This is a genomic window from Enterococcus sp. 5B3_DIV0040 (genome assembly GCF_002140755.1).
Taxonomy (GTDB): domain Bacteria; phylum Bacillota; class Bacilli; order Lactobacillales; family Enterococcaceae; genus Enterococcus_D; species Enterococcus_D casseliflavus.
The window spans coordinates 1,173,306-1,196,601 of record NZ_NGLC01000001.1 but is presented as its reverse complement, the minus strand read 5'-3'; the positions used below and the strand labels follow the sequence as shown (position 1 = coordinate 1,196,601).

The following is a 23,296-nucleotide window of genomic DNA, read 5'->3' as shown; positions in this document are numbered from 1 at the left end:
TTGACTGGCGAAGGGTTTTATAAAGCGTTTACAACATTCTATTTTCATGCTATATTTAGGTCGTATTGTAGCTACATTCAAGGAGGAGTACTATATGTGGTCGCTAAAGAATCGTGCTGAACTTTTTTTAGCTCATTTATCAGACAAAGAAAAACAACAGCTCCATAACGAATTATTGGCCGTGCAGCAAATCCTTTCCATCAACCAACAAACAAGTTTCTATGTATTCAGTCCCTTCAAAAAAGGGGCACGTCCTCACTATGCGGAAGAACAAAAAAGAGTCTTACAATTTCAAAATGGCCGCAATGACGAATTGATCATTCACCAGATTCATCGTCAAAGCTTATTTAAACATACGTATTCTTTCCGTATTTATTTTAACTTAGAAGAAATGGATTTTTCTTTCTTGGATGATCTTCTGCATCTTTTGAAGGAACAAAGCCTTGCCCCTACCTTTAACTTAAGTCCCGCTGCGAATTAGCTAGTGATCACTAAATAAAAAAAAGATAAAAAAAACAAAAGCCCGAAATTTTACGGGCTTTTTTTGTTATACTGTTTTCAGACAAAAGAAAGGACACGATTATGCTATTTACAAAACAGTCATTTGATGTTTTTGCTTTAGAAACATTAGAAGAAAGAATGGAAAAAATCCGTTCAGAGATCCAGCCAATTTTCCAAACCATCGGCGAGGCAGCGATCCCATTATTTGAAGAAAGCTGTCACGAACCTTTTTATTTGCATATTGCTCAGCATCGGCGTAGAACCGTCTACCCTCCTGCCGAAACGTGGGCGGGGATCGGCCCTAACAAGCGTGGTTATAAAATGGATGCCCACTTTCAAATTGGGATCAATCAAGCGTATGTCTTTGTTTGGCTCAGTGTGATCGATCAACCGAAAAATCAAGCAACGATCGCGGAATCTTGGCTGGCTCAAAAAGAATTATTTGATCAATTGCCAGCAGACTTTACGCTATCTCCTGATCATACCAAGTATGACCACTCTCCAATCGCTAAATGGCCAACCTACTTAGAACGATTACAGAAAGTCAAAAAAAGTGAACTTCAGATTGGCAAGATTTTTCCGAAAAAAATGATCGAAGACGTTGAGATGGCGGATATTTTAGCAGTTTATCAAACGCTGTTGCCGCTTTATCACGCCCGTTTGTCGGCACTAAAGGAGGAACAATAATATGTCAGAAAACCGGCGCTCTCGCAAAGAAAAACCAGCGAAAAAACCTAAGCGTTTCGTCTGGCTGGCACTCCCTGCCGCCTTATTAGTACTTGGTGGCGGTTATTATGGCTATACAGTCTATCAAAATCGACAAGAAGAAGCAGCAGCAAAAAAAGTCCTCAATTCCTTTATCGGTGCTATATCTGATCAGAAGTACAGCAATCTATCTGCTTTACTGACCGAAGAAAGTTTGGAATCAAACGGCTTTACCGCAGACGAAGTCTCAGCAAAATACGAAGCGATTTTCACTGGTATCGGTGCCGAATCATTTAAAGCTTCAGGAATTGAGGTAACGCCCGATGATAAGGATTCCGATCAATTCAATTTCCAATACAACGGTTCCTTAACCACCTCGTTAGGTGAATTAACCGAGCTGTCTTATAGTGGCACGATTACTCTGGCTGATGACCAAGCCAAGATCGATTGGTCGCCTCAATTGATTTTTCCGGGAATGGAAGGACAAGACAAAGTTAGTATCTCTGTAGATAATGCCACACGTGGAGAAATCTTAGACCGAAACAACGAACCGCTAGCAGAAAATGGCACGCTCTATCAACTAGGCGTCATTCCAGGACAGCTGGGTACGGGAGACGAAAAAACCGCCAATATCAAAGCAATCGCGGAGCGTTTTGACCTAACAGAAGATGCGATCGATCAAGCATTGGCTCAATCGTGGGTCCAAGATGAGTTGTTCGTTCCCTTGAAGATTATCGAACCAACCGATGAAATGCCAACTGGAACAAGTTTAAAAGAAACGACGGGACGGACTTATCCTCTTGGAGAAGCCGCTGCCCAGTTGATTGGTTATCTAGGGAACGTGACTGCAGAAGATATCGAAAAGGATGAAACGCTAGCAAGCAACGGACAAATTGGTCGTAGTGGTCTGGAAGCTGCCTTTGACAAAGAGTTGCGGGGCGAAAATGGCGGAAAAATCGCCATCACAGATGAAGACGGTGCTGAAAAATCGGTTCTTTTAGAAAAAGAACGGGCAGATGGTAAAGATATCCAACTGACCATTGACGCACAAGCCCAAAAGACAGCTTTTGACGCCTTACAAAATCAGGCGGGGTCCACGGTCGTCACAGAACCAAAAACCGGTGATCTGCTGGTATTAGCCAGCTCACCGAGTTATGATCCCAATAAAATGACCCAAGGGATCTCCCAAGAAGACTACGATGCGTATGAACAAAACGAAGACTTGCCTTTCATCAGCCGCTTTGCTACGGCCTATGCACCAGGTTCGACCTTTAAGACCATCACGGCAGCGATTGGCTTAGAAAATGGTACGATCGACCCTACCCAAAGTATTGCGATCGATGGATTGAAGTGGCAAAAAGACAGCTCGTGGGGGGACTACTTTGTCACCAGAGTCAGCGACGTAGCTTCTGTCAATCTAAAAGATGCACTGGTTTACTCTGATAACATCTATATGGCACAACAAACCTTAGCTATGGGTGAAGATGCTTTTCGTAACGGTTTGTCGAAATTGATTTTTGGTGAAACGTTGGATTTACCGATTGCGATGAATCCTGCTCAAATTTCCAATGAAGACTCCTTCAACTCAGAGATTTTACTGGCAGATACCGGCTATGGACAAGGAGAACTGTTACTGAATCCCATTCAGCAAGCTGCTGCTTATTCGGTCTTTGCCAATCAAGGAAAACTGGTTTATCCTCGTTTATTGAAAGAGGCAGAGCAAAAAGACAAAGAAGTCTTTAAACCAGAGACGATTGAGCAAATCAATCAAGATTTGACAGCTGTTGTCTCAGATGCCAACGGAACGGCACACTCTTTGGCAGCGCTGAACATTCCGCTAGCTGCCAAAACAGGAACTGCTGAAATCAAAGAAAAGCAAGATGAAAAAGGCCAAGAAAACAGCTTCTTATTCGCCTTCGATTCGCAAGATCAAGGATTTCTGATGGTTTCCATGTTAGAAGATCGCCAGGAAAACCAATCAGCAACTGGTTTAGCACCTGATCTATTGACCTACTTAGCTGAAAATTATTAAAAAAGCCGCAACCTTAAGACGGAGGTCTCAAGGTTGCAGCTTTTTTTATTCGGCTAAACCGACACGTTCAAAGATCGTGTCAACTTGTTTTAAATGATGGTTGTAATCAAACGCATCATCCAAATCAGCTTTGGTCAAAACATCCGTGATTGCTGGATCAGCTTCTAACAATGGGCGGAAATCCGTTTGTTCATCCCAAGCTTGCGCTGTTTTCGGCTGAACCAAGTCATAGGCTTGCTCTCTGGTCATCCCGTGATCGATCAATTTCAACATCACCCGTTGGCTGTAGATCAATCCAAAGGTCGCATTCATATTGCGCTTCATATTCTCTGGGAAAACGGTCAGATTTTTGACGATATTGCCAAAGCGATTCAGCATGTAATCGATCAAAATCGTCGTATCCGGAATAATGATCCGTTCTGCCGATGAATGTGAGATATCCCGTTCATGCCAAAGGGAGACATTTTCATAAGCCGTCACCATATGACCGCGAACGACTCTTGCAAGTCCGGCCATATTTTCAGAACCGATTGGGTTACGCTTATGGGGCATGGCAGAAGAACCTTTTTGTCCTTTGGCGAAGAATTCTTCAACTTCCCGCGTTTCTGATTTTTGTAGTCCACGGATCTCGGTGGCGAATTTCTCAATGCTGGTTGCGATCAATGCCATTGCTGAAAAATATTCTGCATGTAGGTCACGAGGCAATACTTGCGTGGAAATATCTTGCGCACGAATCCCTAGTTTTTCACAGACATACTCTTCGACAAATGGAGGGATATTTGCAAAGGTTCCAACAGCACCACTGATCTTTCCAGCTTCGACCCCTTTTGCTGCCCGCTCAAAACGTTCAACATTGCGTTTCATTTCTGAATACCACAAGGCTAATTTCAAGCCAAAGGTCGTTGGTTCCGCATGAACACCATGGGTACGTCCCATCATCACGGTATGCTTGTATTCTTTGGCTTTTTCACCAATGATCGTCACGAAACGGTTCAAATCTTCCCGAATCAAATCGTTGGCCTGTTTCATCAAGTAACCATACGCCGTATCAACAACATCCGTCGACGTCAAGCCGTAGTGGACCCATTTACTTTCATCACCCAAAGATTCAGAGACTGCTCGGGTAAAAGCAACCACATCATGTCGCGTTTGCGCTTCGATCTCTAAGATACGGTCGATATCAAAGGATGCTTTTTCACGAATCAATGCAACATCCTCTTTCGGTATCTCTCCTAATTCCGCCCAAGCTTCGTCAGCTAAAATCTCGACTTCTAGCCACGCTTGGTAGCGATTTTGATCGGTCCAAATAGCACCCATTTCTGGTCTTGTATAACGCTCTAACATGTTTTTATCTCCTTTAATCCCAAATATTGGTTTGATAGATTTCTTCAGTGGTTTCTGCAATGTCTTCCGTCAAAATAGTGATATGTCCCATTTTGCGACCGGTTTTTGCTTCTTCTTTGCCATAGTAATGAAATTGCCAAGCAGGTTTTGTGGCAATCAGATCATAGGTTTCTGTCAATTCATCTCCTAAGACATTGACCATGACTGCTGGTGAAAGCAAAGAAACTTCCGGCAACGGCCAGCCACAGATGCCGCGGATATGAGCGTCAAACTGACTCATGGAGCAAGCTTCGATCGAATAGTGACCCGAATTATGCGGACGTGGCGCCAATTCATTGACATACAAGCCGCCGCTTTTGGTCAGGAACATTTCGATGGCTAAAACGCCTTGCAGATCCAAAGCTTTTGCAATAATGTGAGCGATCCGTTTGGCTTCTTCGGCAACTTCTGGATCAATGTGCGCAGGAGCGATCGTTTGATGCAAAATATTGTTACGGTGGATGTTTTCTACCACTGGGAAAGTGGTAAAGGTTTCTCCATTACCGGCAACTAAAATCGATAATTCTTTTTCAAAAGGAATCCATGCTTCTAATTCGCAAGTTCCTTCGCGAAGTAAATTCATGGAAGGCGCCAAATCAGCCGTACTGTAAAGCACGTGCTGTCCTTTTCCGTCATAGCCGCCTCTGGTGGTTTTTAATACACAAGGGTAACCAATGCTATCGATGGCATCTTGGATGTCTGTCGGGCTGATGATCGTGGCATAAGGTGCAATCACGATATTGTTTGCCTCTAAAAATGACTTCTCTAACAAACGATCTTGAGTGATTGCTAACAGATCGGTGCCTTGAGGGATATGTGAGTAAGGCAAAATAGAGTTCAATGCTTCAACACTGACATTTTCAAATTCATAGGTGATTACATCGGCACGTCGAGCCATTTCTTCTAAAGCAAACACATCATCATAGGCAGCAACAATATGCCAATCAGCGACTTGGGCTGTTGGACAATTGGCAGTAGGGTCTAAAACGCCAACCCGAAAGCCCATTTCTTTGGCACTCATTGCCATCATACGACCTAGCTGTCCTCCGCCAACGATTCCGATCGTTGCGTTGGGCATTAAAGGTTTAATCAAGTTGATCACTACTTTCCAATACGATTTCTTTTAATGTATTTCTTCGTGCGTCTAATTTCTCCGCTATCTCTAAATCATACATGGAAAGCATCTGGGCTGCAAGTAGTCCTGCGTTAGTTGCGCCAGCTTTTCCGATCGCCGTTGTTGCTACTGGTACACCACCCGGCATTTGCACGATCGATAAAAGGGAATCCAAACCGTTTAATGCGCGTGATTGGACGGGAACACCAATGACCGGCAATGTTGTTTTAGCTGCCACCATTCCCGGCAAATGGGCAGCGCCACCCGCTCCTGCAACAATGACTTTAATCCCTTTTTCTCGGGCTGTTTCTGCAAATTCGAACATCAAATCTGGTGTACGATGTGCCGAAATGACTTTTTTCTGATAAGGTATCGCTAACTCATCTAAAATCAAGCAGCACTCCTTCATTGTTTCCCAATCTGATTGACTTCCCATAATCACTGCAACTGCTGGTTTCATTCAATTTTCCCTCCAACGATTTTTTACGATTCTCTTCTGAATAAACCTCAGAAGTATTTTTCTTACGAAAATCATTTTGTTAGCAACCTTTTGTCGCTACGTCTGAGATATCCCGAAGTCACATGGCTCTGCTAACAATCACTTTCACCTCTAAATAGTAACGAGTAGCCCGTGCAATGTCAAAATATTTTCGAACTATTAACAAATTTTACTTTTCATTGTTCGCTTTTATCTCAAAGATATGTATTCAACACGTCAGATAACCGATAATAAGACAAATAAAGGAACAATACAAAAAATCCAGACGAATCCTCGTCTGGATCAAATAAACTTACTGTTGCAAGCGCAATTCCGTCACTTCGTCTGTTTCTTTCGGCAGCCCATTAAAGAACAGATTCAAAACAATGGCAGTCAAACTACTCATGACGATCCCATTGCCTGTAAACATTTGAACGGTTTCAGGCATTTGACTGAATAAAGTGGGCATCATATTGAACCCTAAACCAAAACCGATTGATACTGCAATCACTAACAAGTTCTTGTCATTCATAAAATCAACTTTGCTCAGCATTCTCATCCCTTGAACAGCCACCATGCCAAACATCACTAACATGCCGCCGCCAAGCACTGCCTCTGGAATGATCTGTGCGATGGCACCGACTTTTGGAAACAACCCTAATACGATCAAAAAGATTGCTGAAAAGAAAATCGGACGGCGCGTCTTAATGCCTGAAAGTTGAACCAAACCTACGTTTTGTGAAAATCCAGTATAAGGAAACGTATTGAAGATCCCACCAAGGATCACCGCCAAGCCCTCCGCACGATAGCCGCGCTTTAAGTCATTGCCTGTAATCGGTTTTTCAGTAATGTCTCCCAGTGCAAAATAAACGCCTGTGGATTCTACCAAACTAACGATGGAAATAATGATCATCAAGACGATCGACCACAGATCAAAGGTTGGTAAACCGAAATAAAAAGGCTGTGGCAAATGAAACACAGGTGCATGAGTGATGGCAGAAAGATCAACCAAGCCTAATAATGCTGCTAAAATAGTCCCACCGATCAAACCGATCAGTACGGCAATCGAGCGAATAAAGCCTTTGCCAAACACTTGCACGCCAATGATCAGCGCAATCGTCACAAAGCCTAACAATAAATTCGTTGGATCACCAAAGTTAGCAGCTGCGGCATCCCCTCCACCGATTTTGGTGATGGCGACTGGAATCAAGGTCAAGCCGATGACGGTAATCACCGTTCCTGTCACCAATGGAGGGAACAAAACTTTGATTTTCGAAAAAATGCCGGCGATCAAGACAATGAAAATCCCAGCAGCAATGATCGCTCCGTAAATCGCACTGATTCCTGATTTGGTGCCAATCAAAATCAATGGGGAGACAGCTTGGATGGCACAACCTAAAACGACTGGTAGGCCGATCCCAAAAAAGCGGGTGACGACTAATTGCAAAAGCGTAGCGATTCCGCACATGAAAATATCGATCGAGATCAAATACGTCATCTGCGCTTCATTAAAGCCGAGGCCTGTTCCAATCAACAAAGGGACGGCAACAGCTCCTGCATACATCGCTAGCAAATGCTGCAAGCCTAAAACTGCTGAACGGCTATTCGTCTCTTTCATTAGGCATCTCCTTCTAAAAAGCTAACTTGGCCTTCCGACAATGAGGCGATTCGTGCTAAGGAAACAACGGGGATTCCCATTTCTTCAAGCAATTGTCGACCAGTTTGGAATGATTTTTCAATGACGATCCCAATGCCAACGACTTTTGCTCCTGCTTGCTGACACAATTCGATCAATCCTTTTGCAGCTTGTCCGTTTGCTAAGAAATCATCAATTATTAATACCGTATCATCTGAAGATAAGAATTTCTTAGAAATCGATACTTGGCTGGTCACTTGCTTAGTAAAGGAATAGACCGATGCGGTCAACAACTCTTCATCCATCGTCAGACTCTTTGCTTTTCGAGCAAAGATCATTGGTACCTGCAACTTTTCTGCAGTATAAAGTGCTGGTGCGATCCCTGAAGCTTCGATGGTCACTACTTTGGTGATCCCACTTTCTTGAAATCGTTCTGCAAAAACTGTACCGATTTCTCTCATCAACTCATAATCCACTTGGTGGGTCAAAAACTGGTCCACTTTGAGAACCCCTTCACCCAAGACGTTCCCGTGTGTTTTGATACGCTCAACTAATTTATCCATCCTAGCTCTCCTCGTTCCTTTCTATTCCATCCTGAAAAAAAAGACACTCTTTTTGCCAAAGCAAAAAAAGTGTCTAACAGGCACGATTTTTACTTATAGTCCGATATTTACGGTATCGGGTAGAGACTGTCGACCATATTTCGACGATATACAAGTAATTTTTAAATGATAGATTCGATTTTGCCTGTCTTTGATTAAAAACACAAGCATGGAATGCCCTTTATAAATAAAAATATTCTCATTTGTGGATCATTTGCTACTCTGGTTTCTCCATATCACGATAGTGCTCCATCTTTTTACTGAAAAGCTCCCCGTTGGAAGGCGGCGTGTAAGTGATCGCATTCGCACCTGCTTCAATCGTTTCTAAGATGCTCTCCTCAGTTGGACCACCCGTTGCAATGATCGGCAGCTTCGGATATTTTTTACGGAAGAAAGCCACGGTATCCGCTGTGTCCTTGCCGGCACTGATATTGATGACCTTCACACCAGCTTCAAGTTTGGCATCAATTTCAGTATACTTACTCGTTACGGTACTGATAACGGGAATATCCACGACTTTACAGACTTGCTCCACAGTTTTCAATGGCGTGGGTCCGTTTAAGACGACCCCGATCGATCCCTGAGCTTCAGCAAACATGCTCATATAAGAAGAGCGGAATCCTTGGGTCAAGCCGCCGCCGACACCAGAAAACACTGGAATATCCGCTGCTTCGATAATTGCTTTCGTAATTGCTGGGTGCGGTGTAAAAGGATAGACCGCTATCACAGCGTCCGCATTTGTATTACGGATGATCGCAATATCCGTAGTAAAAATAATGGAGCGGATTTGTTTCCCAAATATTTGAATGCCGCTAGCCTCTCGAATAACTTTAGGCACTTTGACGATATCTTTGCGTAAATCAGTGGTGATTTTTGGCATATATTTTTCTTCCATAAGCAGCCAACTCTCTTTTCTTATTGATCAAATCGATTCAATTGGTAGGTTTCAATGACTTGAATGATTTTGCTGGCATAATCTGGATCCGTTGCATATCCTGCATCTTGTAAGGCTTGTGCGGCACTGCGGTAGTCGTTTGCTGTCAAGACATCTACATAAAGCGCAGGATTCCAATCAACACCATTTACAAACAACATCGTATGATCATCCATTGATTCTTCCCAAGTATCATAGACACGAAAATCTCCTTGAATCGTGACCCATTCTCCATTATAAAACTCTTGGGTATCTAATGTCACCTTTTTTGAATGACCAAATGACTTGATGCCAAATAAATTATTGTATTTGCTGGCTAGAGAACTCTGGCCCCAATCTGATTCAAGAATCGCCTGACCTATAATGATACTTGGTAAAATCCCATAGCCTTTTTGCAGTTCTTGCGCGTAAGGAGCAATGCGATCGATAAATTCTTCATGAGAGATCGCTTCAGTATTTGTTTCTTCCTCTTTCGGAAGAGGATCCGCCAAACTATTTAAGGAAAAAATAAAAGCAATCCCAATTAAGAATAACCCTAGAAAGACTAATGGGAAACGAGTCTTCTGTTTTTTTCGTCTTGCGCTCATTTTTTCACTTCCTTTGTCTGACTAAACACGTTCTTAGCGAACAAATCGCCTCCACTCATCAACAACTCTTCTTGTGCTCGTTGACTATTTTCTTGATTTCTAGTAAGAGAATTAGTAAAGATCCAGTCCTCCTGCAAAGGATCTGCCACTTCGTGATACGACAGTTCTGCTTCTTTACGAGTGATGTGTTCTTTTGCCTCATCAAGAAACTCTTCGAATGTTACCTCATGTTCTTCAATATATGTCGCCACTTCGACGCCTACATAGCGTAAATGCCATGGTTCATAATCGATTTGGGTAATGTCATGTTTCCCTTTCGGATAACGGATGATGAACCCATACTCTCTCGCATGGGCTTGTAGCCATTTTCCACCGTCTGTAACGCCGAATCCCTCATTGAGAAGTTCGCCTGTATGATTTTGATACCAGTCTTCATCGATTACGTCAATCGCAAGACCGGTATGGTGCTCACTATATCCCGGTTCAGTAAAGGTCAGTTTCGTGATACGAATTGCTTCTTCTTTTGTATTCCCTTGGCGGATCAAGCTATTGACATTGGCATCGAATATTTCCTGTTGATACTCTACCGAACGGTAAGCAGAGACCATGACTAAAGGATATCCAGCCACCTTTGCTGCGTCAGCTAGTTCTTCGTATGCCGAAACGATTCGCTTGTCCACAAGGTAGCCATTTGATAATTTCCCCAAATCTTCTTGCGCGATTTCGCTGACGATTTTATTTTTTGGTCCTACCAGAGCCAATGACCAATCATCCAATGAGACAGTTGGGAAATCATCTTCGTTCACTTCATCACTAACAGCTGCTTGTTCTTGCGCATCCTCTGAGTATTCCGTCGAAGTTTGACTGCTGGATTCAGTTGTTGCGCTCGTCACTGTTTGAGTAGTAGAACGAGCGATACTTAGATTCTTTATTGGGGTGACTGCGGTCACTCGGTTCACTTGAATGGTTAAAAGAACCAGAAACAAGAATCCTGCTGCCGCAGCCATTCCATAATACTTTTTCAAAAAATACCCTACCTTTAATTATAAGTTTCTTCCAGATTTTCTTTAACCCACTCTAACAACTCGATTTTTTCATTGCGGATCTGCTGCTGAACAACAGCGGGCAATCGGAAGTTTAATATATCATCATAACCCCACTCATCATACGTAATACTGACTCTCAAATCAAGGTATTGGGCTGTTTCTTCAGATTCTGTTAACAATTCGACTTTTGCTAAATCGCTACCTAGCCACGTTCTGGCGATTTGGGTTTTCATTTTTTTGAACTCGACGACCGCTTGATTGCGTTTTTCTGGATAAATGACGGTCTGGCGAATGATTTTTTGGATCAGCATCCATTCATAATCCGAAAACAGCAGTTTCACTTTCTGATTTTCAGCAGGCGATAAACTCATTGTGCCGCTTTTCCAAGCTTCCCATTGCTCCTCAGTGATTCCTAAATGTGTCTCATAAAACTGTTTTTCTGATGTATATTGCTCGATAATCGTATTTAAAATAATGGCTATTGATACATTATGCATATGTTATCCCTCCTCTTCTATATTTTACTGAAAGTCAGCCGTAATGGAAACTTTTTGCGATTGTTTTTGATTATTTTAAAGAATTCATTTCTTTTGTTATACTAAATATGAAGGAGATGATCAATGATGAAAAAATACCGTTGGGGAATGATTGGACTTGGAGACATCGCGACACAATTTGCCGCTGGTTTTTCCAATGAAGCAAGTGAACTGTATGGAGTCAGCGCCCGCAGTTTGCCAAAAGTCCAGGCCTTTGCCGAAAAATACGCTATCCCCCATGCTTATGAAAGCACAGATGCTATGCTGGAAGATCCGCAAATTGATATTGTGTACATTGCAGTACCTAATGATCTTCATCACGAATTTATTATGAAAGCTCTAATGGCCGGAAAACATGTCCTCTGTGAAAAAGCCATTACGACCAGTGCCGATGAATTAGCTGAAGAATTGACCTTAGCCAAAGAAAAAAATCTGATCTTAGAAGAAGCTATGACGATCTTCAATATGCCGGTTTATGCACGTTTGAAAGAAGAGATCGATGCTGGACGCTTAGGAAAATTAAAAATGATCCAAGCACCATTTGGCAGCTATAAAGATCCTGATCCCACCAATCGTTTCTTCAACCCAGATTTAGGTGGCGGTGCGTTACTGGATATTGGCACATATGCCGTTTCATTTGCTCGCTTTTTCATGACGGATACGCCAGAAGTGGCGTTTAGCAGCATGAAGCCCTTCTCTACTGGTGTAGACGAACAATCTGTAACGATCCTCCAAAATCCAGCTGATGAAATGGCTAGTGTCACGCTGACTTTTCAAGCGAAAATGCCTAAAACCGGTATCGTCGCTTTCGAAGAAGGATACATTACCGTAGATGAATACCCTCGTGCGGACAAAGCCGTGATCCATTTCCGAGATGGAACAAATGAAGTGATTGAAGCTGGCGACAGCAGTCAAGCCCTTAATTATGAAATTGCCAATATGATCAAAGCCATCGATGGCGAGATCGAAGGATCGATCCATTTGACCACCGATGTCATTGACGTTCTTGATCAAATGCAAGCTTTTTGGGAACAACAGTAAAAGTGAAAAGACTCCTTTGCAGGAGTCTTTTTTTTAGCGCTCCATCGTCTGAATCTGTTCAGAAAAGTCGGCTTTGATTTCAATAAAACTTTTAAAGGTTTGCAGAAACTGAAACAGCTGGGCCCGATTTTCAAATTCTGCTCTTGTTTGCGGCAATGGTTTTTGTCGATAATCTTCGTATAAAGCTGCAATTTTTGCCAAGATCTCTTTTCCATCGTTATTTTCATGAAAGGACTGGGCGGTAAAGGATAGCAGCTCTTGAAACGCATTTGTATAGGCTTCTTCTACCCAAAACAATTGTAATAGATCAACCATTTCCAAGAGTAAGCGCGCTTGACTTTGCCGCATGGTGAAATACTCTTCATAATAAGAGGCTTCTCCTCGCCACTGGTTTTCACTATGAACCATCGCTTGCTGTTTGCCTTGCTTGATTTCTCCTAACAATGCTTGGCAAACATGAGGGAGCGTCGCCTTTTCTTTTTCTGTTAACGCGATCGACATGTCTTTTAAAAGACTTTTAAACGTTTCTTCCACCAACTGCTGTTTTTCTTTCAATGCCCGTTCGCCGTCTGGCATATACAAGTTAAATAAAAGTGCAAAGCCGATGCCAATACTCATCAACAAAAAAGCATTTCCAATCAATGGCCAAGCAAAAGAACGTTCCATCATATAATGGGTCACCAAGACCGAATTGACCACGATCCCATCGGTTAATTTGAAATAGACTGCCGTCGGAATAAATAGGAAGAGAAAAAGAACAAAGCCCAGCGGACCAAAGCCTAAAAGATGAAAGCTGACAAAAGCTAGGAGCGTCGCGATCGCCAAGGAAACCAAGCGACCGATTCCTGTAAAGAGCGAGGTTTTCTTTGTATTCCCAACACTCAAAATTGCGATGATCCCTGCGGCTGGTGCATACAATAGACCGATCTGCTGAGCAAGAAACATGGACAAACCGGCAGCAACTGCTGTCTTCACTGTTCTCAATCCAATTTTCATTTTTGTCACCTCCTTTGAAAAGTATACTAAATTGTGAGGAATAAGACTAGAATTTCTCAACAGCATTGGGTATGATTAAGTAAAGGGGGCATTCTACCATGAAACTGGGGCGTTTTCGCTTAGGTATGCGAACGATAAAAACAGCCATCGCTGTCATGCTTTGTATTCTGCTCTTTCATTTCCTTGATCGCGGCCAGCCTTTGATTGCTGCCTTGTCTGCTGTCTTTTCATTGCGACAAGACCTGACAACAACAATCTCTTTTGGGAAATCACGGGTACTAGGAAATACGATCGGCGGCGGTACAGCCATTTTTTATTTTTTGACGAAGCAATATTTTCAAAATGATTTTCTGATCGAATTGTTTGTCCTGCCCGCACTGGTCATCTTTGTCATCGTTTTTTCAGATGGCATCAATAACAATTCTGGCATCATCTCTGCCATTGCGACGATGCTGTTGATCACTTCCAGTGTCCCACAAGGGGAATCGATCATCTTTGCATTGGACCGTGTGCTTGATACCTTTATCGGTACCTTAGTTGCCCTGTCAATCAATTTTGTTATTCGACCACCTGAGGAAGAGAAAAAAGATGAGATTCAAGAAGATTTGGTCGTGCTAAGGCAAAAAGAGCTTGAACTAAAAGCCATGCTAGAAGAAGTCCAAGGGGAAATCTCTGAGCAAGAAAAACAAGAAAAATAAAAACAGCCTTTTTCCAGAATGCTTCTGAAAAAAGGCTGTTTTTGTTACTCATTGGCTTTCAAGGCATCGATCATATTGACATGTTTCAACTTGAAATACATCGCGATCCCTACCACGCCTGAAAACAAGCAGGTCAATCCCGCTGCATACACATAGCTCATTGGTTCGACTGTCGGTGAAAACATGGCGATATCAACTTCGATGGTCTGTAAGACAAATTGATGCTGAAGCACCCCTAATAACAAGCCAAAACCAATACCGAAAATCGTTAAAAAGATATTCTCACGAAAGACGTACATCGTCACTTCTCGATCATAAAAGCCTAATACTTTGATAGTCGACAACTCGCGGATCCGTTCCGCTATATTGATATTGTTCAAGTTGTACAACACGATAAAGGCTAATGCCCCTGCTGACGTGATCAAGATCCAAATGACGATGTTCAAGGTTGCTGTCGTGTCATCTAAGGCATCCGCTGAAGCTGAGAGGAAGGAAACATTGATGACATTATCTTGTGCCATCAGGTCAGCTGCGATCGCTTCTTCATCTGTTTTGCTTAAGCGCTGATTGAATTTCAATAACTCACTATTGTAAGCAGGCGTTTCCTGAAAGATCTTTTCGTACGTTTCAGGTGTCAAATAAGCAAAATGGCCCGTGTAGTTTTCTGCGATGGCAGCTACCTTCAGTTGAAATTCCTCGCCGCTTTCATTCGTCAACGTTATCGTATCACCCACCGATAATCCAAACAACTTAGCAAGCTTTTCATTGATGATGGCACCCTCTCCTTCTAGCTCGTAAGCTTCTCCTGAAACCCGATCATTCAAGTGGACAAATCTCGATAAAGCCGCAGGATCTTCTGGCACGGTGACGGTTACTTCTTGCTGCGTGACCCCCGATTGAGCCAACGTCAGACTTTCCGTATGCAAGAATAACCCTGCTTCAAAGCCTTCAATATCTTCTGCGGCGGCTTTTGTTTCACTCATTGCTTCCGAATCCTCGTCATCAAAGGTAATCACCGCCTGATATTGCCAGATTTTCTCAAACTGCAAAGGAATGATATTGCTGATGGAATCTCTCAGGCCAAACCCAGTTAAAATCATCGACGTGCAACCAGCGATTCCTAAGATGGTCATGAGCATTCTTGACTTGTAGCGAAACAGGTTTCGCATTGTAACTTTTTGAATAAAACTTAAGTGCCGCCAAAAAAAAGTGATTCTTTCTAAGAGAATTCGTTTCCCTGTTTTTGGGGCCTTTGGTCTCAACAAGGAAGCCGATGACTGTCTTAAATCAAATCGTAAAACCAGCAGCGCAATTCCGATGGTGCAAAGCAAGCTAACACCCACAGCAATCAATGAAAGCCGTAAATACCATGGGGTGTCATACTCCGTGAGATTGTAAAGCGGTCCATAAGCTTGAATGATGATTGCTGGAAAAAAGGAAAAGCCTACTGCTAGGCCCAATACAGCACCTGTGATGCCTGCTGCAGAGGAATAAAGCAAAAATTTCTGTCCAATCTCCCAGTTGCGATAGCCTAGTGCTTTCAACGTTCCGATCTCACTGCGTTTTTCATCGATCATCCGCGTCATAGTGGTTAGACTCACTAAGGCTGCGATCAAAAAGAAAATGACTGGAAAAATCGTCGCTAACGAAGAAACGCGTTCCGCATTGTCTTGGTATTCTGAATAACCAGGATTCGCATCGCGGTTCGCGACACGATAAACTGCCGGTTTTAGCTCCAACAATTCCTGCTCTTTTTCCGCAACTTCTTTTTTGACATCTTCAAGCTTTTCGCGTTCTTTTGGTGCTCTTTCTTTAAATTCGGCTAGCTTTTCTTGAAGGGTTGCTTCGTTTTCTCGGTATTCCAGCCAGCCCTTGTCTAGCAAAGACTGACCATTAGCTTCCTCAGAAGCTAAAGTCTCACGAGCAACACTCAGCTGCGATTCTCCTTGAGTGATCTGGGTCTGAGCCTGTGCCAATTCTTGGCGTCCGGCACTGACCTGGCTCCAGCCAGCGTTGACTTGCTGTTGCGCCCGTTGAAGTTGCACTTCTTGTTCATTGATTGCAGCCAGTTGTCCGCTTAATTGGGCACGTTGTTGCTCACCTTCAGCAATGAGTGGATTCAATGTATCTTCAGCTGCCGTCAGCATAGTAGCAATCATCGTTTCATCGATTTCCTCCAGATCAGGAATCGGACCAAGGACATCTGTCGGTAGGTTCAACTGTGCCAGAGCGGCTGTTACTTGTGCATAGACGGTAGGCAGCTGGGCCATTTGCTCCTCTGCAGAAAGTTGACCCACACTTCTGATTTGATCCATGCCTTGGTATGCCAGCGCAAGTTGCTCCTCCACTTGTTGGGTGCCACTTTGTAGTTCTGACTTTTGTGCCGAAATGGGCGCTAACTGGGCTTGGGCTGATTTTACTTGGGCTTCTTGCTGAAGCAACGCTTGTTCGCTTTGATCCAGCAGTCGTTGGTTTTCCGCCAACGCTTGCTTACCCTCAGCTATTTTTTGTGCTTCACTATTCAACTGCTCTTGGGCAGCTTGAATTTCTGTTTGGAAAGCTGCTTCTTGTTCCGTCAGTTCCCGGTGCGCCTGCGCTAATTTTTCTTGTGCGTCGTCGAGTTCCCTTTGTGCTTCTTGCAGAGCCGTTTCTCCGTTGCGGATCTGTTCTTTGGCTTCGTCAATGGCTGGTTGTGCTTCATCGATCAGCTCTTGTCTGCGTCCTTGCGCCCGAGGAGCCAACTTTTTCTCAACTTCAGCACTTATTTGATCTCTTTTCGTCTGATACGCCACTGAATAGCTTTCCATTTGAGATAAGTCATCAAAGCGAACTAAAAATCGGGCGTACGCACTTTCTTTAAAATCCTCCTCAGGAATCACCGCAAAGTAATCCACTGTCCCATTACCAACGGTACTGTTCCCCCGATGAAAGTTCTCAATATATTCAGGACTATTGACAAAGCCCACGATCGTGAAGGTATGGGTTTTTAATTGATTTTCGCCACTTTCTGGCAACTCAAAGGATTCATCTAATTCGAAACCACCACTATTTTGTGCCGCTTGATCTAAGGCGATTTCCCCTGATTTTTGCGGCAATCGACCAGAAGTCACCTCATATTGATTGACAGGTCGATCAGTTGAAAGAGAGAAGACACGAATCACAGCACGATGATTTTCGGCATTGATATCAGCGATCTGCTCCGTCTCAACCGCTGTGACGCCAGGCATTTCCTCAATGATTTGCCGATCGGTATCCGACAACCCCAAAGTTGAAGCAATTGTAAGGTCGGCTAATTGTTGGCGAGAAAAGTAATCTTCAGCAGCTTGTTTCATATTAGGGCCGGTGGCGCTGATCCCGACAAAAAAAGCGACTCCTAAAAAGATAATGCCTAAAATGGACAAAAATCGCCCGGGTGCTTGCCTAATTTCACGTAAACTGGAACGTAATAATGTTTTTTTCATAGGCATTTACCAAGAAATAGAGGCAATTGGAATCGGATGAGTATTTTTTTCCATCTTGCGAACCTTTGCGTCATTGATATGGATCACGCGATCCGCCATGGGAGCCAATGCACTGTTGTGTGTAATGATCAAAACGGTCGTCCCAGTCTCGCGAGCTGTTTTTTCTAAAATAGCCAAAATCTGTTTTCCCGTTTCATAGTCAAGTGCCCCAGTTGGTTCATCACAAAGCAGCAGTTTGGGCTTCTTGGCTATGGCACGAGCAATCGTGACCCTTTGCTGTTCACCGCCAGACAATTGTGCAGGAAAGTGATCCAAACGATCACCTAATCCAACTTGGGTCAAAATCTCAGCTGCATCAAGTGCTTCGGGTACGATTTGTGCCGACAGTTCCACATTTTCTCTAGCCGTCAAGTTCGGCACCAAATTGTAAAATTGAAAGACAAATCCGACGTCTTTGCGACGATAGGTCGTTAGTTGTTTAGCATCAAAACCAGCAATATCCGTTCCATCGACAATCACTTGGCCGCTGTCACATTGATCCATCCCGCCTAGTATGTTCAAAACGGTGGACTTACCGGCGCCACTAGGACCAAGGATCAGCGCGATCTCGCCTTTCTCTACGGAAAAAGAGACGCCATCATTGGCAGCAATCATCGTATCGCCCATTGTGTATTTCTTCACTTCTTTCACTACTTCAATATAACTCATTTTATTCCTCCAAGAATTCCAGCGCCGCATGCGCTTTCTCGCTTAACAGTGTATCACACTTTTTCCCTTGAAAGAAACCGCAAAAAAGCAGCACAAGGTCGTGCTGCTAAAAAACAAGTCATTTATTCAAAGTGATCCAGATTGGCAAAAGCAAAACAAATCATTTTGTGTGGTCCGCAATTCTTTGTTGCGTTTCTTGCCATAGTTTCTGTGCTTGTTGCTGCTCCTTCGGGATCTCGGTTAGGACTGCTTGACGATCAACAAAGTAGCGGCCACTGATATCCGCAACGTCTGGACTTAGCGCTAAGTAAATCGCTGTATCTGCCCCTTCTTCGGCTGTTTTAAAAAAAGGCGTCAACATTTTATAAATAGATTGACCAAATCCTGTTTGTCGACTGACCCCTAAGCTGGTCGCCACAGCTCCCGGATGCAAGGAATTAGCAGTAACGGTCGTATTGCGTAGCTGGAACGCAAGCGCATCCGTAAATAAAATCAGGGCTTTTTTTGAGCGGCCATATTCCCGCCAAGGGAAAAAATCCGGTACATCGAAAAAGCGCTGATCCTTTTTCTTTACAAATTTGTAGGCGCCGGATGACACATTGACGATCCTGCCGGCATCGGCACGTTTTATTAGCGGCAATAACTGACGGGTCAGTTCAAAATGCCCCACGTAGTTTACGCCCAGCATTTGTTCAAATCCATCGGCTGTTCGCTCTTTTTTTAAATTGACGATGCCCGCATTATTGATCAGTACATCCAATTTCTCAAAGCGGGCGTTGATTTCAGCGGCTGACTTGCGTACGCTAGCCAACGACCCCAAATCACCGATCACTAGATCGATGCTTGGATTGCCTGTCTCTTCCTTCAAACGTTGCTGTGCTGCCTGCCCTCGTTCAGCAGAACGGCAATACAAAATCACATGCATCCCCAATTCTGCCAATTGTTTGGCTGTTGCAAAGCCCATACCGGCATTGGCGCCGGTAACTAAAATCGTCTTCAAATCCCCATCATCTCCTTCATAGGATGTCGTTTTCTTTCATCATAACTGAAAACAAAAAAATCTGCTCAAAAAACAGATCAAGAGAAGCTCTCTTCTTGTTTCTTTAAGCAGATTGTTTTATTTTACGCCTGGTAGCGGCAGACGCCATCTAAATAGGTGGCTGTTACATTCATTTCTTGATCCAAAACAATAAAGTCAGCTGGGCGACCTTGTTTGATCATGCCGCAAGCATGGTCAATTTTACAGCTGATTGCTGGAATCAAGCTGGCCATCATGACCGCTTCTTGAGGGGTAGCGATTCCCCAGTCTACTACATTTTTCACAGCTTCTTTTAGTTTCAAAATACTACCAGCAAGATTGCCAGTTTCCATTCGAGCCGTTCCGTCTTTCACCACTACTGGAAATTCACCTAAAATATAATCACCATCTGGCATGCCGCCAGCCATCATACAGTCAGTGATCAAGGCAACATGGTCGTGACCAGCTTTTTCCATCAAAATCTCAGCTGCTTGAGGATGCACATGGTGGCCATCACAAATCAACTCTGAAAAAACTTCTTTTAATGAAAGTAGGGCACCAACCATTCCAGGCTCGCGATGGTTTAATCCGCGCATACCGTTGAATGCATGAACAAAAACGCTAGCACCAGCTTCAACTGCTGTTTGCGCTTCTTGTAATGTACCGTTACTATGGCCTAGAGCAACCACTACGCCTTCTTCCGTCACTTGCGAAACAAACTCACTCACACCTTCTCGTTCAGGAGCCAAGGCGATTTTTTTGATAATTCCACCAGAAGCTTCTTGCCATTCATGGAAGGTATCGATATCAGGATCACCAAAATAAATTGGATTTTGTGCACCTTTATGTTCTTCAGTAAAGAATGGGCCTTCAAAATAGATCCCTTGGATTTTTGCTCCTGTAACTTCGTCTTTGACTTTCCCAACGGTTTCAGCAACATCCCGCAACCGTTCTTTGCTGGATGTTAAGGTTGTTGGCAAGAAGGAAGTCACACCACATGATAAAAGGCCTTCCGACATGGCTTTAATGCCTTCTGCATCGTTGTCCATCACATCATGGTTCATAAATCCGTGGATATGAGTATCCACAAGACCCGGTGCTACCCATTTGCCTGAATAATCTTCTACGTCTGCACCAGAAGGGACTTCATCGACGATCGCTCCGAATTTCCCCTCTTTGACCTCCAGGTAACCAGGGCCATGAACCGCTGATTTTAGAAAGAATTTGTCTGCGTAAATATATTTATTCATCTTGATCGCTCCTCTATTTCTTTTCTTCCTTAAAAGTACTCTTATTTAGGGAAGAAGTCAAGAAAGGTCTACACCACTTTGTCAGATTGGCGAATATCCATGACAGCACGATACAGCTGAAAACTTTTTTCGGCTGCATTTTCTTCTTTCAGTCTATAAAGTAAGTGTCCCTTCAGTTCAAACAATTCTTCTAGAAAATACAAACTGTTCTTTTCTCTGGCTAAGGAAATGCCTTCGTTCGTTACCTTTAGCGCGAGGCAATCTTCTTGTTGCTCCTTTAAAAAGACCGCATAATTGTAGTAAATTTTGGTCAATGATGTGGAGAGACGTTCCGGTGGCAATGCGTGCATGGCATCGTATGCTTTTTCTAAGTAAAAACGAGCTTCACCCAGTTGCAGCAAATCACTATAGACGCGACCCATGCAGCTCAGGATACGAATTTCCATCACCGACACATTGGTCTTATCCTGTTGATAGGAGTAGGCCAATCCTTTTTTCAGCGCCTCAAGGGCGGCATCATAGTTTTGATCGAGGAAATAATCACAGCTGCCTAGATAGTAGTAATACATTTGCATATCTGAATCCAGATACAAATAATCCTTGATCGCCTTATCTTCCATTTTTTCCCGCATTTCTTGAAACTGCTTATGGACAAAATGTGATTCGATTTCGGCAAAGATTTGATTGGTTTTGTTGATCTCTTCCGAATGAAGCATCATTACTTGATCTAAGGTGACTCCTAAGCGTTGGCAGATTTGATACATCACCCAGACATTCGGCAACTCTTCGTTGTTTTCAATACGGCTTAAAACACTTTGCGAACAAATATCTTCCACTAACATCTTCTGTGTCATCTTTCGTTTCAACCGAATCGAACGGATATTTTGACCAAAAGATTCTTCTTTTTCCTTCATAATCGTCCTCCAGGGGGAATTCTTATAAAAACCGAACGTTTCTTGTCAAAAATGCGAATTCGCATTTTTAATTTTCTTTATTTTAGCACATAATGACAAAAAGGAAAGCAATTTCAAGAATGTCTTGTTATTTTTCCACAATTTCAAATGAGGTGTTAAGATGACGATCGACAGTACGATCTTTTTTACATGGGATGGCAAGAAGTATCAAGGGATCATCGAACGAGAATATGAGAACTCTGTTCTGGTTCAAGTCACCGATCCTAGTGCTGAAATGCTGGATAAATTTACCAATCGAATGATTGTGAGCAAAAAAATTTGTCAACCAGTTGCCGAATAAAAACATAAGCACCACTCCCTCACGGTTGTTGAAGGAGCGGTGCTTTTTTATATTCTTATTTCTGACGATAGGACGCCAAAAATTCTGTCATTTTTTCAGCAGTCGTTTTTAAGTCTTCCATATTAGGAAGATAAACGATTCGGAAATGATCTGGCTGTTGCCAGTTGAACCCACCGCCGTGAACCAGCAAAATGTGGTGCTCGTGTAAAAAGTCTAAAACAAATTGTTCATCATTGGTGATATTAAAGCGTTGAATATCAATTTTAGGGAAAATATAAAAGGCGGCTTTCGGTTTCACCGCTGACAATCCCGGAATGTCATTGATTGCCTTGTGGATAAACGCTCTTTGTTCATAAATACGACCACCTGGTAATAGTAACTCATCAGAACTTTGATAGCCTCCTAATGCGGTCTGAACGATTTGTTGCGATAAGACATTCGAACACAGTCGCATCGAAGATAGCATATTCAAGCCTTCGATATAGTCTTTCACATGGGACTTGTCGCCACTGAGGACCATCCAGCCCACACGGAAACCTGCCACTCGATGAGACTTAGACAAGCCACCTAGCGTCACAACGAATCGATCTGGCGCTAATGTAGCAATCGGCACATGGACATAATCATCCATGACTAACCGGTCATAGATCTCATCAGAGAAAATGATCAAGTCATGCTCACGAGCAACGTCGACGATTTGCTCCAAAATTTCTTTTGGATAAACGGCTCCTGTTGGATTGTTCGGATTAATAATGACGATCGCTTTGGTTTTGCTGGTGACCTTGGCTTTGATGTCCTCGATATCAGGATTCCAATCTGCTTGTTCATCACAAATATAATGGACGGGCTTTCCGCCAGCTAATGAGATCGAAGCAGTCCACAAAGGATAGTCAGGCATCGGCACGAGCACTTCGTCCCCATTGTTACATAGGCCCTGCATACACATCGTGATCAGCTCGGAAACACCATTACCTGTGTAAATATCATTGATGGTCACATCAGGAAATTTCTGTAATTGATAATATTGTTCGATCGCTTTACGGGCAGAAAAAATCCCTTTCGAATCAGAATATCCTTCCGATTCTCGCACGTTCATAATCAGGTCTCTAACGATCTCATTTGGGGCTTCGAACCCAAAAGGCGCGGGATTCCCCGTATTTAATTTCAAGATACTGATGCCTTCTTCTTGCATCCGATCGGCTTCTTCTAAAACTGGGCCGCGCACATCATAACTGACCCCTTCAAGTTTTGACGACTTCGAAAATTTCTTCATATTCCATTTCTCCTTTAACCATAGGTCAACGTCAGGTTATTGG

The 23,296-nt window shown here is 43.2% G+C and carries 22 protein-coding genes and 1 riboswitch; of the genes, 6 read left to right on the top strand and 16 right to left on the bottom strand.

The genetic code is table 11. The features are described 5' to 3' along the window. Positions 1 to 46 precede the first annotated feature (46 nt). From A5883_RS05740 to pbp4, 3 genes are all read left to right on the top strand, one after another. The gene (locus A5883_RS05740; protein ID WP_081118538.1) at positions 47 to 481 is read left to right on the top strand and encodes a hypothetical protein; all 435 of its coding nucleotides are present in this window, start codon (positions 47 to 49) and stop codon (positions 479 to 481) included. Positions 482 to 582: 101 nt separating this feature from the next. Further along, positions 583 to 1,188 (top strand): DUF1054 domain-containing protein, encoded by a 606-nt coding sequence (locus A5883_RS05735; protein WP_086317284.1) that lies wholly within the window; start codon positions 583 to 585, stop codon positions 1,186 to 1,188. A 1-nt stretch (position 1,189) separates the two neighbouring features. After that, entirely contained in the window at positions 1,190 to 3,238 is a 2,049-nt protein-coding gene (gene pbp4, locus A5883_RS05730) for a penicillin-binding protein PBP4(5) (protein ID WP_016620874.1), read from the top strand. A 45-nt stretch (positions 3,239 to 3,283) separates the two neighbouring features. Here pbp4 and purB read toward each other — a convergent pair whose 3' ends face one another. The 9 genes from purB to A5883_RS05685 form a co-directional block, all read right to left on the bottom strand. Beyond that, entirely contained in the window at positions 3,284 to 4,582 is a 1,299-nt protein-coding gene (purB, locus tag A5883_RS05725; RefSeq protein ID WP_008381467.1) for an adenylosuccinate lyase, read from the bottom strand. A 13-nt stretch (positions 4,583 to 4,595) separates the two neighbouring features. Beyond that, entirely contained in the window at positions 4,596 to 5,714 is a 1,119-nt protein-coding gene (gene purK, locus A5883_RS05720; RefSeq protein ID WP_172634721.1) for a 5-(carboxyamino)imidazole ribonucleotide synthase, read from the bottom strand. Further along, positions 5,707 to 6,195: a 5-(carboxyamino)imidazole ribonucleotide mutase gene (purE, locus tag A5883_RS05715; protein WP_016620876.1), complete on the bottom strand. Its 489-nt coding sequence runs from the start codon at positions 6,193 to 6,195 to the stop codon at positions 5,707 to 5,709. Before purE ends, purK begins: the two co-directional genes overlap by 8 nt. A gap of 331 nt (positions 6,196 to 6,526) precedes the next feature. Then, a complete protein-coding gene (locus tag A5883_RS05710; RefSeq protein ID WP_016613324.1) occupies positions 6,527 to 7,831 on the bottom strand; it encodes a nucleobase:cation symporter-2 family protein in 1,305 nt (434 codons plus the stop codon). Then, positions 7,831 to 8,412, bottom strand: coding sequence for a xanthine phosphoribosyltransferase (locus tag A5883_RS05705; protein WP_016613323.1), 582 nt, complete (start codon positions 8,410 to 8,412; stop codon positions 7,831 to 7,833). Before A5883_RS05705 ends, A5883_RS05710 begins: the two co-directional genes overlap by 1 nt. A gap of 76 nt (positions 8,413 to 8,488) precedes the next feature. Then, positions 8,489 to 8,586: riboswitch (purine riboswitch) on the bottom strand. Between the two features lie 82 nt (positions 8,587 to 8,668). Continuing rightward, positions 8,669 to 9,346 carry a hydrolase gene (locus tag A5883_RS05700; protein ID WP_008381475.1) on the bottom strand — a complete coding sequence of 226 codons (678 nt, stop codon included), beginning with the start codon at positions 9,344 to 9,346 and terminating at the stop codon, positions 8,669 to 8,671. Positions 9,347 to 9,366: 20 nt separating this feature from the next. Then, positions 9,367 to 9,972: a glycoside hydrolase family 73 protein gene (locus A5883_RS05695; protein WP_005236425.1), complete on the bottom strand. Its 606-nt coding sequence runs from the start codon at positions 9,970 to 9,972 to the stop codon at positions 9,367 to 9,369. Further along, positions 9,969 to 10,979, bottom strand: a complete 1,011-nt coding sequence (locus tag A5883_RS05690; RefSeq protein ID WP_086317476.1) for a M15 family metallopeptidase — start codon at positions 10,977 to 10,979, stop codon at positions 9,969 to 9,971. The genes A5883_RS05695 and A5883_RS05690 overlap by 4 nt, the downstream gene beginning before the upstream one ends. Before the next feature lie 32 nt (positions 10,980 to 11,011). After that, positions 11,012 to 11,515, bottom strand: coding sequence for a hypothetical protein (locus tag A5883_RS05685; protein WP_086317279.1), 504 nt, complete (start codon positions 11,513 to 11,515; stop codon positions 11,012 to 11,014). Between the two features lie 123 nt (positions 11,516 to 11,638). Between A5883_RS05685 and A5883_RS05680 the strand changes: the two genes are divergently transcribed. Next, positions 11,639 to 12,595 (top strand): Gfo/Idh/MocA family protein, encoded by a 957-nt coding sequence (locus tag A5883_RS05680; RefSeq protein ID WP_086317277.1) that lies wholly within the window; start codon positions 11,639 to 11,641, stop codon positions 12,593 to 12,595. Positions 12,596 to 12,628: 33 nt separating this feature from the next. Here A5883_RS05680 and A5883_RS05675 read toward each other — a convergent pair whose 3' ends face one another. Next, entirely contained in the window at positions 12,629 to 13,591 is a 963-nt protein-coding gene (locus tag A5883_RS05675) for an aromatic acid exporter family protein (RefSeq protein WP_086317276.1), read from the bottom strand. 98 nt (positions 13,592 to 13,689) lie between these two features. On the opposite strand from A5883_RS05675, the gene A5883_RS05670 reads away from it, so the two are divergent. Beyond that, the gene (locus tag A5883_RS05670) at positions 13,690 to 14,289 is read left to right on the top strand and encodes an FUSC family protein (RefSeq protein ID WP_005231932.1); all 600 of its coding nucleotides are present in this window, start codon (positions 13,690 to 13,692) and stop codon (positions 14,287 to 14,289) included. Positions 14,290 to 14,333: 44 nt separating this feature from the next. Here the strand turns inward: A5883_RS05670 and A5883_RS05665 are convergent, their stop codons facing one another. From A5883_RS05665 to A5883_RS05645, 5 genes are all read right to left on the bottom strand, one after another. Continuing rightward, positions 14,334 to 17,756, bottom strand: a complete 3,423-nt coding sequence (locus tag A5883_RS05665) for an ABC transporter permease (RefSeq protein WP_086317274.1) — start codon at positions 17,754 to 17,756, stop codon at positions 14,334 to 14,336. Further along, entirely contained in the window at positions 17,757 to 18,458 is a 702-nt protein-coding gene (locus A5883_RS05660) for an ABC transporter ATP-binding protein (RefSeq protein ID WP_086317272.1), read from the bottom strand. It lies immediately after the preceding gene. A 160-nt stretch (positions 18,459 to 18,618) separates the two neighbouring features. Continuing rightward, entirely contained in the window at positions 18,619 to 19,458 is an 840-nt protein-coding gene (locus tag A5883_RS05655; RefSeq protein ID WP_086317269.1) for an SDR family oxidoreductase, read from the bottom strand. 122 nt (positions 19,459 to 19,580) lie between these two features. Beyond that, on the bottom strand, positions 19,581 to 20,726 hold the full coding sequence (gene nagA / locus A5883_RS05650) for an N-acetylglucosamine-6-phosphate deacetylase (protein WP_005236444.1): 1,146 nt from the start codon (positions 20,724 to 20,726) through the stop codon (positions 19,581 to 19,583). Positions 20,727 to 20,794: 68 nt separating this feature from the next. Next, the gene (locus A5883_RS05645; RefSeq protein WP_086338131.1) at positions 20,795 to 21,640 is read right to left on the bottom strand and encodes a helix-turn-helix domain-containing protein; all 846 of its coding nucleotides are present in this window, start codon (positions 21,638 to 21,640) and stop codon (positions 20,795 to 20,797) included. Between the two features lie 160 nt (positions 21,641 to 21,800). Between A5883_RS05645 and A5883_RS05640 the strand changes: the two genes are divergently transcribed. Next, positions 21,801 to 21,980 (top strand): hypothetical protein, encoded by a 180-nt coding sequence (locus A5883_RS05640; RefSeq protein ID WP_005236448.1) that lies wholly within the window; start codon positions 21,801 to 21,803, stop codon positions 21,978 to 21,980. 55 nt (positions 21,981 to 22,035) lie between these two features. Here A5883_RS05640 and A5883_RS05635 read toward each other — a convergent pair whose 3' ends face one another. Further along, positions 22,036 to 23,253, bottom strand: a complete 1,218-nt coding sequence (locus A5883_RS05635) for a pyridoxal phosphate-dependent aminotransferase (protein ID WP_005236450.1) — start codon at positions 23,251 to 23,253, stop codon at positions 22,036 to 22,038. Between the last annotated feature and the right edge of the window lie 43 nt (positions 23,254 to 23,296).

Excerpts from the sequence above, each read along its gene's own strand:
- A5883_RS05690 (WP_086317476.1), bottom strand. The coding sequence starts at position 10,979 with ATGGCTGCGGCAGCAGGATTCTTGTTTCTGGTTCTTTTAACCATTCAA.
- A5883_RS05660 (WP_086317272.1), bottom strand. The coding sequence starts at position 18,458 with ATGAGTTATATTGAAGTAGTGAAAGAAGTGAAGAAATACACAATGGGC.
- A5883_RS05685 (WP_086317279.1), bottom strand. The coding sequence starts at position 11,515 with ATGCATAATGTATCAATAGCCATTATTTTAAATACGATTATCGAGCAA.
- pbp4 (WP_016620874.1), top strand. The coding sequence starts at position 1,190 with ATGTCAGAAAACCGGCGCTCTCGCAAAGAAAAACCAGCGAAAAAACCT.
- A5883_RS05695 (WP_005236425.1), bottom strand. The coding sequence starts at position 9,972 with ATGAGCGCAAGACGAAAAAAACAGAAGACTCGTTTCCCATTAGTCTTT.
- purB (WP_008381467.1), bottom strand. The coding sequence starts at position 4,582 with ATGTTAGAGCGTTATACAAGACCAGAAATGGGTGCTATTTGGACCGAT.
- A5883_RS05680 (WP_086317277.1), top strand. The coding sequence starts at position 11,639 with ATGATGAAAAAATACCGTTGGGGAATGATTGGACTTGGAGACATCGCG.
- A5883_RS05665 (WP_086317274.1), bottom strand. The coding sequence starts at position 17,756 with ATGCCTATGAAAAAAACATTATTACGTTCCAGTTTACGTGAAATTAGG.
- A5883_RS05740 (WP_081118538.1), top strand. The coding sequence starts at position 47 with ATGCTATATTTAGGTCGTATTGTAGCTACATTCAAGGAGGAGTACTAT.
- A5883_RS05735 (WP_086317284.1), top strand. The coding sequence starts at position 583 with ATGCTATTTACAAAACAGTCATTTGATGTTTTTGCTTTAGAAACATTA.
- A5883_RS05635 (WP_005236450.1), bottom strand. The coding sequence starts at position 23,253 with ATGAAGAAATTTTCGAAGTCGTCAAAACTTGAAGGGGTCAGTTATGAT.
- A5883_RS05670 (WP_005231932.1), top strand. The coding sequence starts at position 13,690 with ATGAAACTGGGGCGTTTTCGCTTAGGTATGCGAACGATAAAAACAGCC.
- nagA (WP_005236444.1), bottom strand. The coding sequence starts at position 20,726 with ATGAATAAATATATTTACGCAGACAAATTCTTTCTAAAATCAGCGGTT.
- A5883_RS05705 (WP_016613323.1), bottom strand. The coding sequence starts at position 8,412 with ATGGATAAATTAGTTGAGCGTATCAAAACACACGGGAACGTCTTGGGT.
- A5883_RS05700 (WP_008381475.1), bottom strand. The coding sequence starts at position 9,346 with ATGGAAGAAAAATATATGCCAAAAATCACCACTGATTTACGCAAAGAT.
- purE (WP_016620876.1), bottom strand. The coding sequence starts at position 6,195 with ATGAAACCAGCAGTTGCAGTGATTATGGGAAGTCAATCAGATTGGGAA.
- A5883_RS05640 (WP_005236448.1), top strand. The coding sequence starts at position 21,801 with ATGACGATCGACAGTACGATCTTTTTTACATGGGATGGCAAGAAGTAT.
- A5883_RS05675 (WP_086317276.1), bottom strand. The coding sequence starts at position 13,591 with ATGAAAATTGGATTGAGAACAGTGAAGACAGCAGTTGCTGCCGGTTTG.
- A5883_RS05645 (WP_086338131.1), bottom strand. The coding sequence starts at position 21,640 with ATGAAGGAAAAAGAAGAATCTTTTGGTCAAAATATCCGTTCGATTCGG.
- A5883_RS05710 (WP_016613324.1), bottom strand. The coding sequence starts at position 7,831 with ATGAAAGAGACGAATAGCCGTTCAGCAGTTTTAGGCTTGCAGCATTTG.